The organism is Acidovorax sp. Q11, from assembly GCF_054950075.1.
In genome coordinates this window covers 21,052-35,563 of sequence record NZ_JBUDZG010000020.1, presented here as the reverse complement: position 1 = coordinate 35,563, position 14,512 = coordinate 21,052, and the positions used below count along the sequence as shown (strand labels likewise).

The following is a 14,512-nucleotide window of genomic DNA, read 5'->3' as shown; positions in this document are numbered from 1 at the left end:
GCGGCCCGGCGGGAGTCCTGACCATGCACCTCCAAGTCAACGGCGCCGCCATCTACTGCTACACCGGCGGCAAGGCATTTGATGCCACCAAGCCCACCGTCGTCTTCATCCACGGCGTGCTCAACGACCATAGCGTGTGGGCCCTGCAAAGCCGCTACATGGCCAACCATGGCTGGAACGTGCTGGCCATCGACCTGCCCGGCCACTGCCGCAGCGGCGGTGAAGCGCCCGCATCGGTGGAACAGGCGGCCGACTTCATCGGCGCACTGCTCGATGCCGCAGGCGTGCAGCGCGCGGCACTGGTGGGGCACAGCTGGGGTTCTCTCATTGCCATGGAAGCCGCCGCACGGCTCAAGGACCGGGTCAGCCACCTGGTGCTAGTGGGCACGGCCTTCCCGATGAAGGTGTCGCCCGCCCTCATCGAGGCCTCGCAGAGCGAACCCGAGAAGGCCCTGCGCATGGTCAACGTGTTCTCACGCAACACCTTGGCCGCGCCCCCATCGGCCCTGGGGCCCGGCACCTGGGTGTTTGGCACGGGCATGGCACTGGGTCGGCGGGTGCTGCGCAGCAACCCGGCCGTCAACGTGTTCCACCGGGGCTTCGTGGCCTGCGACAGCTATGCCGGTGGCGAGGCGGCCATGGCGCAACTCACCTGCCCGGTGCTGTTTGCGCTCGGTGCACAGGACCAGATGACGCCGCCGAAGGCTGCGCAGGGTTTGGTCAACGCAGCACGCGCGGCAGGCAAATCGGTGTTGATGGCGAGCCTGCCCGTGGGCCACCACCAGATGACCGAGGCGCCCGAGGAAACGCTGTTCGCGCTGCGCGACTTTCTGGCCCGCTGAGCAACACGCCGCCCGCGCCCTGGCCTGCGGTCAGGGCGCGGGGCGCCGCCATGTGGGCCACTGCCAGAGCGTGAAGGCCCGCAGCCACCACTCCACCGGGCCGTAGGCGTGTGCGGCCATCCAGCGGCGGCTCCACACCAATTGCGCGCCGTACAACGCGAACACCCCCAGCACCACCAGCCAGGGCGCCACCCGGCCCACGAGCGCGAGGCCATAGGCCGTGAAGACCAGCGCCCCCACCAACGACTGCAGCAGGTAGTTCGACAGCGCCATGCGCCCCGCAGGCTCCAGCGCCGCGCCCAGGCGCCGCCCCACGGTGCCGCGCTGCAGCAGCCACAGCAGCAGTGCCACATAGCCAAAGGTCAGCAACGGCGCCGTGGCCAGGTCCACCGCCAGCGCAGCCAGCACCACATGCTCGGGCTGCTGCACGCTGCTGCTGCCCACCTGCGCCGTGGCATAGAACAAGGCCCCCGCCCCTCCTACAGGCAGGCACCACGCCATCCACCGCCGCAAGCGCGCTGGCTGCTGCGCCACCCGGGCCAGGTAGCCCGAGCGATGGGCCGCAAGCCCCAGCAGGAACATGGCCAGTGCACAGGGCCCCTGCACAAACACCAGCACAAACCACACGCCTTCGGCCATGTCGCGCCCGCGCTGGGCGATGGCATCCAGCGCGCTCGAGCGGTAGGCCTGCGCGGCCTGCTGTGCCTTGGCATGCAGCTCGGCCACCGGTACCTCTATGGGCGGCACATGCGCCACCAGCCAGGCCAGCAGGCCCCAGCCTCCGGCCACCATGCCCAGCAGCGCCAGGGCCAGCACCGTGGCCGCTGCGGGTTTCAGCCCGCGCCAGGCCAGCAGCAGCACGCCCAGCAGTGCATAGGTGACGAGGATGTCGCCCGCGAACAGCAACCAGGCATGCGCAAGCCCCAGCAGCAAAAGGCCCAGCAGGCGGCGCAGAAAGCGCGGAACAAAGGCGCTGCCCGAACGCTCCGCCGAATCCATCTGCAGCGCAAAGCTGTAGCCGAACAGCAGCGAGAACAGCAGGTAAAACTTGGTCTCGAAGACGAAGCTCACCCACCAGCGCACAGCATGGTCCATGGGGCGCGAGAAGGCCGGGTCCACCACGCCCACACCAAAGTAGGTGGATGCAAAACTGCCCGCATTGACCATGAGGATGCCCAGCAGCGCAAAGCCGCGCAGCGCGTCGATGGCGTGTTCGCGCCCGGCGCCAGCCGGTGCGGGGTGGACGGGGGTGGTGGGTGCGGCGGGTGCGTGGGGGTGCGCTGCCTGCGTCATGCGCCCTCCCCCACCGGCACCACCACTGCGGCCAAGGCCCCCAGCACCAGCGAGCGATAGGCCTGGGCGTCAAAACGCTCTTCCACCATGGCCCGCCCAAAGGCGCCATCCAGCAGCAGCAGGATCCAGTCCGCCACCTGCGCAGGCGGCATGGTCAGCCGCGCCTGCTGGCGTTCCTCCGCCGTATCAAGCAGACGCACCAGCTGGGCCTTGCGGCCCGCCTCGCTCCGGGCCACGCTGGCAAACACATCAGGGTTGCGCACGGCCTCGGCCAGCACCTCCAGGCCGATGCGGGTGTACACCGGGTCGGCCAGCAGGGCGAGGCTTTCTTCCACAATGGCGATCAGCGCGCCGTAGAGGTTGTCGGCACCTGCCGCAGCGGCAAAACGCTCGGCAGTTTCGCGCTGGTCCTCTTCCACGATGGCCGCGATGATGGCCTCCTTGGTCGGGAAGTAATGGAACAGGTTGCCGGGGCTCATGCCCGCCTCGGCGCAGATCTCGGCGGTGCGGGTGGCATGAAAGCCCTTGCGCATGAAGCAGGCCACCGCGGCCTCCAGGATCTGCTGGCGCCGCGCCTGATGGCGCTCGGGGTCCACGGTACGCATAAAAAACCTTGTGCAGCTATTAACAAATCAACCAGTCGATTTATTAAAACACCGCACCCGGGCCGCTGTCAAATCTGCTACTCCATCCCTGCGGGCTTGGGCGTATAAAGCGCCAGGGGCCGCCTTTTCCCGTTGCTCACAAAGGGCCAGGGCATGGGGAGCCCCCTGAACAACAACAAAGGAGACAACGATGGACATCAGCGCCCCCCACACAGCCACCGACCCGCGCAGCTTCAAGAGTTTCGCGGAGTTCTACCCCTTCTACCTGACCGAGCACAGCAACCGCACCTGCCGGCGCCTGCATTTTGTGGGCTCCACGCTCAGCCTGATTTGCCTGGCCATGCTGGTGGCTACGGGCAAGCCACAGTACCTGTTGTACGGTTTGCTCTGCGGCTACGGCTTTGCCTGGGTGGGGCACTTCGGTTTTGAGAAGAACAAGCCCGCCAGCTTCAAGCGCCCGCTCTATAGCTTCATGGGCGACTGGGTGATGTACAAGGACATCTGGACGGGCAAGGTGCGGTTCTGATCGGAAAAATCAAGAAAAAATGGCCGCCTCCGCGCTTCCATCATGCATTTATAGCTATATTATTTATAGCAAATAGCAAAACGCCAGCTCATCTGGCCGGTGCGGCGCCTTCCAGCACATCCGCCATTTGCAGGGTCTCCAGACCCGAGCGCTGCCACAGCGGGTCCAGGCTTTGCGCGCGCTCCAGCAGCAGCTTCTCCACCAGGGGTGCAAGGGGTGTGTGGATGGGGTCGACCAGCAGCACATAGCGCAGCTCGGGCACGACTGAAGCACTCGCCGCAGCATCGGCCACCTCGCCCGCCCAGTCCAGGGCTGTGAGGGCTTCGAGCACGGGTTCAAGCTGCAGCACATCCACACGCAGCTGCTGCGCAAGCTGGCTGGGGCGCAGGCCTTTCATGGGCTGGCTGCGCGCGCGGTGCAGCTCCTGCAACACCTCGATGGCGAGCTGAAACGTCCAGCCCGCCACCGTGCCGCGCCGCGCCACGCCCGCCAGCAGGCTGGGCAGGTAGGCGGTGACCACGGCCCCCAGCAGCACGATGACCCAGGCCACATAGATCCACACCAGCAGGATGGGCAGCGTGGCAAACGCACCGTACACCACCGAATAGGTGGGCACCTTGCCCAGGTACAGCGCCAGCACCTTCTTGGCCAGTTCGATGCACACGGCCACAAACAGCCCGCCCGTCCAGGCATGGCGCCATTTGACCGGCGTGTTGGGCACATAGTGGTACAGCGACGCCATGCCCCCCGCCAGCACCACAAACTGGATCGAATCGAACAGCAGCTGCACCCCATCGGGAAGGCGCTTGACCAGCCCACCCGAGGCCGACATCACATACGACGTGAGCGCCAGGCTGGCCCCCATGAGCAGCGGCCCCAGCGTAATGGCCGCCCAGTAGATCAACACCCGCTGCCCCAGCGGCCGCAGCCGCTGCACACGCCAGATGTCGTTGAGCGTGCGGTCGATGGTCAGGATCAGCGCCAGCGCCGTGGCCAACAGGATGCTGAAGCCCGCCACCCCCAGGCCACTGGCCTTGGAGGCAAACTGGTTCAGGTAACCAATCACCTGCCGCGAGATGCTGTCGGGCACCAGGCTGCTGACCAGCCAGCCCTGCAGGGCATCCTGCAGCTTGCCGAAGATGGGGAACGCGGTGAACACCGCCAGCGCGACGGTAAAAAACGGCACCAGCGCCAGGATGGTGGTGAAGGTCAGGCTGCTGGCCGTGAGGCCCAGATGGTCCTCGCGGAAACGCTCACGCAGCGTCTGGGCCGTGGTCTTCCAGGGGAAGTGCGACAGCTCGGTCATCAGCGCCTCCACGCGCAGTGCGGCTGTCTGGAGCGTGCTATGCACTTTTACGTGCCCACGAAAGCCGGGGAAAGGCCCGGCAACTAGGCGCAGGACGCGCCGCGGTATGGATACCGCAAGCGTTCTGCAACAACGTGGCCGGGCCTTTCCCCGGCTTTCCCGAAGGGTTGGGCCAAAAGGCCAGCGCTCGCTGCGTTGCAACCCTTGCCAAGGCCCCAGCCTTGGCGGCGGCTTGCGCCTTGCGATCACTGGCCTTGTGGCCCAACGTGGGTAGGTAAAAGTGCATAGCACGCTCTAGAAAGGGCATGGCCGATATGATGCCACCCCAATGACTGCATCCCCCGCCATCCCTCTCCTACCGTCCGACAGCGGTGTCGCCGCCACACGCTGGCTAGCCACCGGCAGCCTGCTCGCCCTGATTGTTCTGTGCCTGGCCTGGGAGCTGGTGCTCGCCCCCTTGCGCCCTGGCGGCACCTGGCTGGCCATCAAGGCCCTGCCGCTGTGCATCCCGCTGGCGGGCATCCTCAAAAACCGCATGTACACCTACCGCTGGGTCAGCCTGGTGATCTGGCTGTATTTCACCGAAGGCGTGGTGCGTGGCTGGAGCGACAAGCCGCCATCGCAATGGCTGGCCTGGGCCGAAGTGGCGCTGTGCCTGGTGCTGTTCTCCGCCTGCACGCTGCATGTGCGCGTGCGCCAGCGCAATGCCAAGGCAGCTGCGGCCGCTGTAGAGGCCAGCGCGGGTGCACCCGCCCCCTGACGCCCCCACCGCAGCACCCCGCCCCATCCCATCCATGCACTGACCACACCGTTTGCCCATGACCACTTTGCTTGACACCCTGCGCACCCTCGTTGGCCCCACCCATGTGATCACCGAGGGCGACCTCACCGCCTGGGAACAGGACTGGCGCCGCCGCGTGCGCGGCAAGGCGCTGGCCGTGGTGCGCCCCGCCAACACGCAAGAAGTGGCCGCTGTGGTCAAGGCCTGTGCGGCGGCGGGCACCGCCATCGTGCCCCAGGGCGGCAACACCGGCCTGGCCGTGGGCTCCACGCCCGATGACAGCGGCACGCAGATCGTGCTGAGCCTCACGCGCATGAACGCGGTGCGCAGTGTGGACACCGACAACCTGACCATGACGGTGGAAGCAGGCTGCATCCTGCAGAACCTGCAGGATGTGGCGCAGAACGCGGGCGTGTTGTTCCCCCTGAGCCTCGCGGCCGAGGGCAGCTGCACCATCGGCGGCAACCTGGGCACCAACGCGGGCGGCACGCAGGTGGTGCGCTACGGCAATGCGCGCGACCTGTGCCTGGGCCTCGAAGTGGTCACCGCCCAGGGCGAGGTGTGGGATGGCCTCAAGGGCCTGCGCAAAGACAACACGGGCTACGACCTGCGCGACCTGTTCATCGGCAGCGAAGGCACGCTGGGCATCATCACCGCTGCGACGATGAAGCTCTACCCCCAGCCCGCCGCCAACCTCACGGCCTGGGCCGCCGTCCCGTCGATGGAACACGCCGTGGCCTTGCTGGGCCTGGCGCACAAGCAGCTGGGTGCGGGCCTCACGGGCTTCGAGGTGATGGGCCAGTTTGCGCTGAGCCTGGTGGGCAAACACATGCCGCAGCTGCGCGTGCCCTTTCTGGGCGACGACAACGCACCCTGGTGCGTGCTGCTGGAAAACTCCGACAGCGAATCCGAGGAACACGCCCGCGCGCGCTTCGAATCGCTGCTGGAGACCGCCTTCGAGCTGGGCTGCGTCACCGACGCCGTGGTGGCCGAGAACCTCACGCAGGCCCACCAGCTGTGGCACATCCGCGAAAGCATTCCGCTCGCGCAGGCCGAAGAGGGTCTGAACATCAAGCACGACATCTCGGTGCAGATCTCGCGCATCCCCGCCTTTGTGGCGCACACCGACGCGGTGCTGCAGCGCGAGATCCCGGGCGTGCGCCTGGTCAACTTTGGCCACCTGGGCGACGGCAACCTGCACTACAACGTGCAGGCACCCGCCGATGGCGATGCCAAGGCCTTCCTGCGCGAGCACGAAGAGCATGTGAACCACCTGGTCTACGAAGCCGTGGCCGAGTTCGGCGGCTCGTTCTCGGCCGAGCATGGCATTGGCGAACTCAAGGCTGACAAACTTGCCAAGTACCAATCGCCCGTGGCGATCGGCATGATGCGCGCCATCAAGCAGGCGCTGGACCCGCAGGGGATCATGAACCCGGGGCGGGTACTGAAGGTCTAACGCCGCACGGTCTGCGCAAACATAGGATCAGCGCGAGATGTGCAGGCCGCACACGGCCAGCAGCTCGTGCATCTGGGGCAGCAGCCCTCGGCCAAACGCATCGGCCTCGTACAGGGCATACCGCTCCAGGGCGCGTTGCTCGAAGTCAGGGGCGTTGACTGCAGCAGCCACCAGCAGATCGGGGTGGTAGTTCAGCAAGCGGTAGTCGCTGCGTTGGCGCAGGCCCACGAAGGGGCATTCCTCATCCGGCACGCGGTTGGCCCATCTGTCCAGATCCTCCAGGCTGTGCAACTGGTCCAGCCAGTCCAGCACGGCCCCGTCGTACAGCGCCGCCAGCTCATCCCGGCGCGTGGCAGCACTGTCTGCGCTGCCCATGGGCAACTCGTAGATCACCCCTCCCGCCTGTTTTTGGAACAGTGCCGGTGGCTCCAGGTAAGTGAAGGGCAGCCTGTGCGTCTGCGCGAAGTGCTGCAAGGACACCTTGAAGGCCGGCCCGCCATCGCTGTTAAGAGCGGGCTGCAGGAGGGAGGGCAATGCAAGGCGTATCCACACGCCGTGGTGCAAGGTGTCCCGCACCATGTCCGAGTACACCAGCGCTTCGCCCACAGGCAGCTTTTTCTTGAACCAGAATTCGCCCCGCAGCTTGCGCCAGCCCCGCTGCACAAACAAGGGCTCCAGCGATTGCTGCACCCAGCGGCTGCGCGCCGAGGGCGAGGTGTCCAGCTCAGGGAGCACAGGCACATCCGCCACGGCTGCAACAGATCCCATGGGGCCCATCACCTGCCCCGAAGGGGTGTGCACCTCGCCGCTCTGCGGATCAAAAATCACCCACCCCAGCTGGCGGGCCACGCGCTCGATCACCGGCAGCACCACCTCCAGTTCGGCCACGGCGGGGCTCAGGCTTTGCACCAGCGCAAACGGGTCCGGCTCCGGGGGTTCAGTCCAATAGTCCTCGGGCTCGCCATCCTGCGGCAGCCCGGCTGCAAGGGCTTGCATCAGCACGCCTGCCGCCGGATCGGGGTTGAAACTCAACTGCTGGCGCAGGTCACGCAGCGTGGCCTGCGCGTCGTTGCTGGAGACAGGGATCGGATGGCGCCAGAGGTGCAGAACGTAGCTCATGGGCAAGGCGTGGGGCACAGGGCCCGAATGCAGATCAGACGCGCATCGTAGCCCACCGAATCCCAGCAAACCGCAGGGCATGGCCGCCGCCGCGCAACTGCAGGCCCTGGCAAGGAAAACGGCCCTCCGGCTCTGCCTGCACAATCGCCGCTTCGCTCCACAACACCGCTCGGCCCGCCATGAGTTCTGCTGTCTCCATACGCCCCGCTCAGCCCTCCGACTACGCCGCATGGCGCCCGCTCTGGGACGGCTACAACGCCTTCTACAGTCGCTTTGGCGCCACGGCGCTGCCCGAGCACATCACCCAAACGACGTGGCAGCGGTTTCACGAGGCGGCGGAGCCCATGTTCTGCCTGGTGGCGCATGACAATGCCAGCGGCGAATTGCGGGGCCTCGCGCACTATGTGTTTCACCGCAGCACGACGCGCATCGAGCCTGTGTGTTACCTCAGCGACCTGTTCACCCGCGAGTCGGCACGCGGCCGGGGCGTGGGGCGATCTCTCATCCAGGCCGTGTACGACGCAGCGCGCGCCGCCCCATCTTCGCGCGTGTACTGGCAAACGCACGAGACCAACACTGCCGGGCGCCAGCTGTACGACAAGCTGGCCAAACACCACGGCTTCATCGTGTACGCGCAAGAACTCTGACCGCCACCCCAAGGACCTCTGATGACATTGCCCGACCTGTACCGCGCCATCGCCGAACACACCGGCACGTTCTCCTGCGAGCGCATCCACAAGCCGCAGGAGACCAAAACGGTGAACTTTCGGCACCACATCCAGCCCCCCGCTGCGCTGGATGCCCCCCTGCCCGATGTGGGCCAGCTGCGCGCGTTCTACGCCACGCTGGAGGCGTTTTGCTCTACCACGACGCCGACTCTGGCGACGCCGCCCGCTACATCGCCCCGCCCGCCGAATGGGCCGAGCTGCAAGAGGCCTTCAACGGCTGGACCGAGCACCTGGGCGACGAAGAACGCGAAGACATCCTGCCCGACTGGATCGACCACTGCCTGGTGGTTGGCGAGACACCGCACTCTGGCAACTACATCCTGATGGCCACCGATGGCGAATGTGCCGGACAGGTGTTCGAGTTTGACCACGACGGGTTCGAGTTCACCCACATGGCCGACGACCTGGTGGACTACGTCCAGCGCCTGCTCCACCTCGACAGCCAAATGCTGACGAACATCGCCTCGCACATGCGCTTCATCGACAAGAACACGGGGACCCAGTGGTGGATTCTGGAAATGAACGACAACCGGGGCCACCGGGTGTGTACCCAGGTGTGAGGTGCAGCGTGGGAGGCTGCCAATCACTATAAAAATAATAGCTACCACCGCTTACCGGATGCGCGCAGAAGCCTATTTTTCAACCCATATCAGCTTCCAAGCGATGTATTGGCAACGGGGTAGGCAGCCCCGAGCAGAGATGCGCCCCACGCGCGGAGCACTTCAGCACGGCACTACCCCTGGCGCACAGAGGCAGGCCGAGCGCGCGCCCACGCACTCGCAGACTCCCACCCCGGCGGCACACAGCCTTGCTCCATCACACACAGGCTCGCGCTGGCCAGTGCGTGGCGCAGTGCCTGCTGGCACGCGTCAGTAGCCAAGGCTGCAACAAACGGCACAAAGCCTGCACCACCGGCGGCGGCCTGCGCCTGCCGCAGCAGGTGTGCCAGCAGCCCCGCCAGAAAACTGTCGCCTGCGCCCACGGTGTCCACCACCTGCAGCGGCTGGGCTTCTTTCGCAAAACATTGCGCGCCACTGCGGTGCAGCAGCCAGGCACCTTCCGCGCCCAGCGTCAGCGCCAGCAGATGGGCTTGCGGGTTGACGACCAGCAGATGCTGCGCGCGGGCCAGGGCATCCACACCAGGCACAGCCAGATGCTCCAGGTCTTCGTCGCTGGCTTTGATGACATGGGCATGAGCCAGCGCGTCGTGCACCGTGGCGCGGTAGGCGGCCAGGTCGGGCATAACGGAGGGGCGCAGGTTGGCATCGACCACCACGCAGCGGCCTGCGGCGCGCTGGGCGGCCAGCCACGGCAGGTAGACGGCGGTGTCGCGGGCGTCGAGCGCCAGCGCGCCAGTGCACACCAGTTGCAGCGCGGGCAAGGCGGTGCAGACTTCGCCCAGGCTTTGGGCCGACACGGCGCGGTCGGCCACACCCTCGCGGTAGAAGGCGTAGTCGGGGTGGCCGTTTGCATCGAGGTTGACCACGGCCAGTGACGTGACTTGCTGCACGGGCTCGGGCTGGGCCAGCCCCACGCCGTCGGCCACGAGTTGCGCCGCCAGCTCGCGGCCGAAGCGATCTCGTGACAAGGGGTTGAGGTACTGCGTGCCCACACCCTGCCGGGCCAGCGCACGGCACAGGTTGTAGAGCGCGCCGCCCAGGCACGGCAAGTAGCTGCCATCGGGTCGGCGGATGAGATCGATGAGGGCCTCGCCCGCAATGGCGGCTTGGACAAGAGCTGTGGCGGTGGGGGTGTTTTGTGCGGAAGTCATGCTGGCTTTGGAGGGTGCAGGCAGAGCGTCAGAACTGCGATTGCAGTGCGGGGTACAGCGCGACAAAGCGGGCGTAGCGCTCGGCCAGCAGGGCTTGTTGTACGGGCTGGGGCGTGAAGGTGGCATCGGCGGGCAAAGGCTTGCACCAGAGGGCTTCGTCGCCACCACAGGCCATGGCGGCCAGGCGGGCCGCGCCCAAGGCGGCAGCGGCGTGTGCGCCCTGCGGGCGCTGCAGCGGTGTGCCCAACGCGCTCGCCAAAAGCTGCGCCCAGGGGTTGCTGCGGGCGCCGCCACCGACCAGCGCCAGGGCGCTGTCGGCGGCGCCTGCTGCAACCCGGGCTTCGACAGGCGCAGCCTGAACGGGGGTGGTGGTGCCAGCGTCAGCCAACTCCGCACCGCCCTGCCCTGCTCCTGCGGTGCGCATGGCGTTGAGGCCGTCGAGCAGGCCAAAGCCCACGCCTTCCATCACGGCATAGGCCAGGTCCGCCGCTTCATGCTCTGCGCGCAGCCCCATGAAGACGCCGGTGGCGGCTGCGTTGTTGTGCGGCGTGCGTTCGCCGCTCAGGTAGGGCAAAAACAAAGGTGCCTGGGCCCGGCGGCCGGGTACCAAAGTGCCCACGGCGTCAGACAGTTGCGCCTCATCGCTCCGCCCCGTGAGCCGCGTAACCCAGCCAAAGGCGCTGGCCGCGCTGAGCATGACGGACATGTGGTGCCAGCGCTGCGGCAGCGCATGGGCAAAGGCATGCACGGCACGCTCGGTGGCGGGCGCAAACGCATCCGTCACGCGGAAGACCACGCCCGAGGTACCCAACGACACAAAGCCCTGGCCTGTGGTGCGGGCACCCACACCCACAGCGCTGGCCGCGTTGTCACCCGCGCCTGCGGCGACCGTCACACGGTCTCCGAGCCCCCAATGGCGAGCCACGTCGCTGCGCAGTGTCCCTGTGGCTGCGTTGCCCTCGGCCAGTGCAGGCATGTGCGAAACATCGAGCCCACAAGCCCGCAGCATCACAGGGCTCCAGGCGCGGGCCTGCACATCCAGCCACAGCGTGCCAGACGCGTCAGACATGTCGCTCACCGCATCGCCCGTGAGCTGCAGGCGCAGCCAGTCCTTGGGCAGCAACACCGTGCGGATCTGGTCGAACACGGCGGGCTCGTGTGTGCGAAGCCAGAGCAGCTTGGGCGCGGTGAAGCCGGGCATGGCGAGGTTGCCGGTGATCTGGCGCGACGTGGGCACAGCATCTTCCAGCTGCGCACATTCAGCGCTGGCGCGGCCGTCGTTCCACAGGATGGCGGTGCGCAGCACCTGGCCTTGCGCACCCAGCACCACGGCGCCATGCATGTGGCCCGAGAGGCCGATGCCGCGCACCTGCGCCCAGGCGGCGGGCACCTGCGCGCGCAGCTGCGCCACGGCAGCCTCCACAGCGGTCCACCAGTCGGCCGGGTGTTGCTCGCTCCAGGTGGGCTGGGGGCGGTGCTGGGGCACAGCAGCGTCGGCCGTGGCGACCACGGCTTGTGCATCGTCCAGCAGCAGGAGCTTGACACCCGAGGTGCCTAAATCGATTCCGAGGTACATGGTGAATGAAGGGTCGGTGGCGGGCCCTGGCATCGACAGGCTCAGCCCGAACGGTGTATGGGTCGATGTGCGGCTTGGAAGGCACGGCCTGAGTGTTGGGTGGGGGCTATCTAGGCACTCACCGGCCTCCACAGTCCAGGACGCCGCCTGGCCTCACACCTTGCCAAATCTCCCCGCCCCCTGCTTGCGGAATTCGCTGGGCGTCATGCCCTTGATGTCCAGGAAGCGGCGGTTGAAGTTGGCCATGTTGTTGAAGCCCACGTCGTAGGCGATGTGGGTGATGTAGCGGTCGGACTCCATGAGCAGCTGGCAGGCGCGGTTCACGCGCACCAGGTTCACGAAGTCGGTGAAGGTGTTGCCCGTGGCGCGGCGAAAGAAGCGCGAGAAGCGGCTCTCGGTCATGCCCAGCTCCTGTGCCAGGTCGGCGGCGGCCAGCGGCTCGGCCAGGTGGTCGGTAATGCGGCTCACGATGGCGTTGATCTGGTCAAGCTGGGCGTCGTTGTCCTCGCTCTGCAGCTGCGTGCTCGACAGCAGGCGAAAGTCGGTGCAGCGCGCCAGATCGCTCAGGAATTCGCAGAACGCGCCGAACCGGGCCAGGCCCTGGCGCGCCTTGATGCGGTGCCAGTGCTCTTGCGCCTGCGCCTCCATACCAAAGAACTCGATGCCATGGCGCGCGCGCTCCAGCAGGGGCAGCACCTCGCGCAGCTCGGGGATGCTCTCGCTGCTGGCCACCAGCGGCGCGTGCGAGAACTGGATCACCAGGTCACGCAGCGGCACGCCGCCTTCGGGCAGGTCCATGCTGATCCAGTTGTGCGGCAGGCGCGGGCCGGTCAGCACCAGGTGGCCGGGCTGGAACTGCCCGATCCAGTCGCCCACAAACACCTTGCCCGACGTCGCGGTGATGAGGTGCAGCTCGTACTCGTCGTGGTAATGCCAGCGCGCCAGCGGCGTGGGAAAGCCGTGGGCCAGGCAGCGGATGAAGCCCGCAGTGTCCGGCGACTCGTAGCCCAGCGCGGGCGAGCGCACGTAGTCGTGCTCCAGCTCGGGCTTGGTCTGACGCGGGGCGGTGGGCATCTTCACGGTCATGGCAGTGGGTGGGCTGAAGTTACACCAGCATCAGGCGCTTGTCCGCTCTGCCACAAAGGCCAGCACGCGGGTATAGGCTTTGCGCAACGCGTCTACCAATTGGGGGTGGCTGGCCATCTCGCCCCACAGGGTCGTGTCGGCGGCGTAGGCCGCCACGGGGTCAGCGGCGTCGCAGATGGCATGCGCCACGGTCGGGTCCATGGCCTGGTCCTGGTAGGTGTAGGGGATCTGCCCCGCGTGCCAGCGCTGCAGGTAGGCCAGAAACAGCGCTGGCAGCATGGCCACGCTGTCGAACGGCGCGTTGCGCTCCAGCTTGTCGCGGATGGTGGGCGCGATCATGCCGGGGATCTTGGAGAACGCGTCCATCGCCACGCGCTGATTGGTGTCCGCAATGGCGGGGTTGCCGAAGCGGTCCAGCACCACGTCGCGGTACTGCTCCAGGTCGATGGGGCATGGCAGCAGCACCGGGATCGCGTCGTCGGTGACGTAGTCGTAGGCCATCTGGCGGATGGCCGCATCGTGCGTGCCTTCGTGGATGTACTGGTAGCCCGCGAGCGTGCCCGCCCAGGCAATGCAGCTGTGGGTGGCGTTGAGCAGGCGGATTTTGGCCTCTTCATGGGCCTGCACCGACTGCACCATCTCCACGCCCACCGTCTCCCAGTCGGGCCGGCCGGCGATGAAGTCGTCCTCGATGACCCACTGGATGAAGCTCTCGCCCATCAGGGCCGACTTGTCGTCCCAGCCAGTGGCTGCGCGCACGCGCTCGGCCACATCGGGCGTGGGGCGTGGGGTGATGCGGTCGACCATGGCGTTGGGGCTGCTGGTGTGCTGCACCACCCAGGCCTTGAGCTCTGCGTCGCCCAGCGCGTCGATGAACTGCAGCAGGCCACTGCGCGAGCGGTCGCCGTTGTGGCGCAGGTTGTCGCAGTTCATCAGCGTGACGGGGCCGGCACCCGAGCGCATGCGTGCGCGCAGGATGCTGACGAGGCCGCCATAGATGGTGTGGCCTGCCTGGCCGGCTTTCACGGCCGCCAGGTCGGCACGCAGGTCGGCAAACGTGGCCCAGTCGAGCTGGTTCTGGGCATCGAGGTAGTAGCCCGCCTCGGTCACCGTGAAGCTGATGATGCGCGTGGCCGCGTCGGCGCCTGCAGCGATCAGCGGGGCCAGGTCGTCCTGGTAGGGGATCACGCGCTGTATGGATTCGATGACGGTGTAGCTGCGTTCGCCCTGGGGCGTGACGGTCTCGAGCGTGTAGCGGCCGCCCTGCGCCTGCAGGGCCGCAATGGTGTCGGCCATGTCGGGGCGCAGGTTGCCACCCGCGATGGCCCAGCCCGTGTCACCTTGCTGGCGCAGCTGGTGAACGTAGACGGCCTGGTGGGCACGGTGGAAGGAGCCCAGGCCCAGATGCAGGATGAAATTCATG

The 14,512-nt window shown here is 67.1% G+C and carries 14 protein-coding genes; 6 read left to right on the top strand and 8 right to left on the bottom strand.

Translation table 11 applies throughout. The features are described 5' to 3' along the window. Positions 1-23 precede the first annotated feature (23 nt). Positions 24-842, top strand: coding sequence for an alpha/beta fold hydrolase (locus ACYZGB_RS15790; RefSeq protein ID WP_462389608.1), 819 nt, complete (start codon positions 24-26; stop codon positions 840-842). Positions 843-872: 30 nt separating this feature from the next. Here the strand turns inward: ACYZGB_RS15790 and ACYZGB_RS15785 are convergent, their stop codons facing one another. Further along, entirely contained in the window at positions 873-2,135 is a 1,263-nt protein-coding gene (locus ACYZGB_RS15785) for a DUF418 domain-containing protein (RefSeq protein WP_462389606.1), read from the bottom strand. Beyond that, the gene (locus ACYZGB_RS15780; RefSeq protein WP_462389604.1) at positions 2,132-2,740 is read right to left on the bottom strand and encodes a TetR/AcrR family transcriptional regulator; all 609 of its coding nucleotides are present in this window, start codon (positions 2,738-2,740) and stop codon (positions 2,132-2,134) included. The genes ACYZGB_RS15785 and ACYZGB_RS15780 overlap by 4 nt, the downstream gene beginning before the upstream one ends. Before the next feature lie 190 nt (positions 2,741-2,930). On the opposite strand from ACYZGB_RS15780, the gene ACYZGB_RS15775 reads away from it, so the two are divergent. Further along, the gene (locus ACYZGB_RS15775; RefSeq protein ID WP_462389603.1) at positions 2,931-3,266 is read left to right on the top strand and encodes an Mpo1-like protein; all 336 of its coding nucleotides are present in this window, start codon (positions 2,931-2,933) and stop codon (positions 3,264-3,266) included. A gap of 88 nt (positions 3,267-3,354) precedes the next feature. Here ACYZGB_RS15775 and ACYZGB_RS15770 read toward each other — a convergent pair whose 3' ends face one another. Beyond that, entirely contained in the window at positions 3,355-4,572 is a 1,218-nt protein-coding gene (locus ACYZGB_RS15770) for a YihY family inner membrane protein (RefSeq protein WP_462389674.1), read from the bottom strand. A 328-nt stretch (positions 4,573-4,900) separates the two neighbouring features. Here ACYZGB_RS15770 and ACYZGB_RS15765 point away from each other — a divergent pair, with 328 nt between their 5' ends. Both ACYZGB_RS15765 and ACYZGB_RS15760 read left to right on the top strand, forming a co-directional pair. Beyond that, entirely contained in the window at positions 4,901-5,332 is a 432-nt protein-coding gene (locus tag ACYZGB_RS15765) for a DUF2069 domain-containing protein (RefSeq protein ID WP_462389602.1), read from the top strand. Positions 5,333-5,390: 58 nt separating this feature from the next. Next, the gene (locus ACYZGB_RS15760; RefSeq protein ID WP_462389600.1) at positions 5,391-6,809 is read left to right on the top strand and encodes an FAD-binding oxidoreductase; all 1,419 of its coding nucleotides are present in this window, start codon (positions 5,391-5,393) and stop codon (positions 6,807-6,809) included. A 27-nt stretch (positions 6,810-6,836) separates the two neighbouring features. Here ACYZGB_RS15760 and ACYZGB_RS15755 read toward each other — a convergent pair whose 3' ends face one another. Next, positions 6,837-7,928, bottom strand: a complete 1,092-nt coding sequence (locus ACYZGB_RS15755; RefSeq protein WP_462389599.1) for a hypothetical protein — start codon at positions 7,926-7,928, stop codon at positions 6,837-6,839. A 179-nt stretch (positions 7,929-8,107) separates the two neighbouring features. On the opposite strand from ACYZGB_RS15755, the gene ACYZGB_RS15750 reads away from it, so the two are divergent. Beyond that, complete coding sequence (locus ACYZGB_RS15750; protein ID WP_462389597.1) at positions 8,108-8,575, top strand: N-acetyltransferase family protein; 468 nt, start codon at positions 8,108-8,110, stop codon at positions 8,573-8,575. A gap of 209 nt (positions 8,576-8,784) precedes the next feature. Then, on the top strand, positions 8,785-9,216 hold the full coding sequence (locus ACYZGB_RS15745; RefSeq protein ID WP_462389595.1) for an SMI1/KNR4 family protein: 432 nt from the start codon (positions 8,785-8,787) through the stop codon (positions 9,214-9,216). Between the two features lie 173 nt (positions 9,217-9,389). On the opposite strand, the gene ACYZGB_RS15740 is transcribed toward ACYZGB_RS15745, so the two are convergent. From ACYZGB_RS15740 to dalD, 4 genes are all read right to left on the bottom strand, one after another. Then, entirely contained in the window at positions 9,390-10,427 is a 1,038-nt protein-coding gene (locus ACYZGB_RS15740) for a PfkB family carbohydrate kinase (RefSeq protein WP_462389593.1), read from the bottom strand. Between the two features lie 28 nt (positions 10,428-10,455). Beyond that, positions 10,456-12,003, bottom strand: coding sequence for a xylulokinase (xylB, locus tag ACYZGB_RS15735; protein WP_462389591.1), 1,548 nt, complete (start codon positions 12,001-12,003; stop codon positions 10,456-10,458). A gap of 153 nt (positions 12,004-12,156) precedes the next feature. After that, positions 12,157-13,089, bottom strand: coding sequence for an AraC family transcriptional regulator (locus ACYZGB_RS15730; protein WP_462389589.1), 933 nt, complete (start codon positions 13,087-13,089; stop codon positions 12,157-12,159). Positions 13,090-13,119: 30 nt separating this feature from the next. After that, complete coding sequence (gene dalD / locus ACYZGB_RS15725; RefSeq protein ID WP_462389588.1) at positions 13,120-14,511, bottom strand: D-arabinitol 4-dehydrogenase; 1,392 nt, start codon at positions 14,509-14,511, stop codon at positions 13,120-13,122. Position 14,512 lies beyond the last annotated feature (1 nt).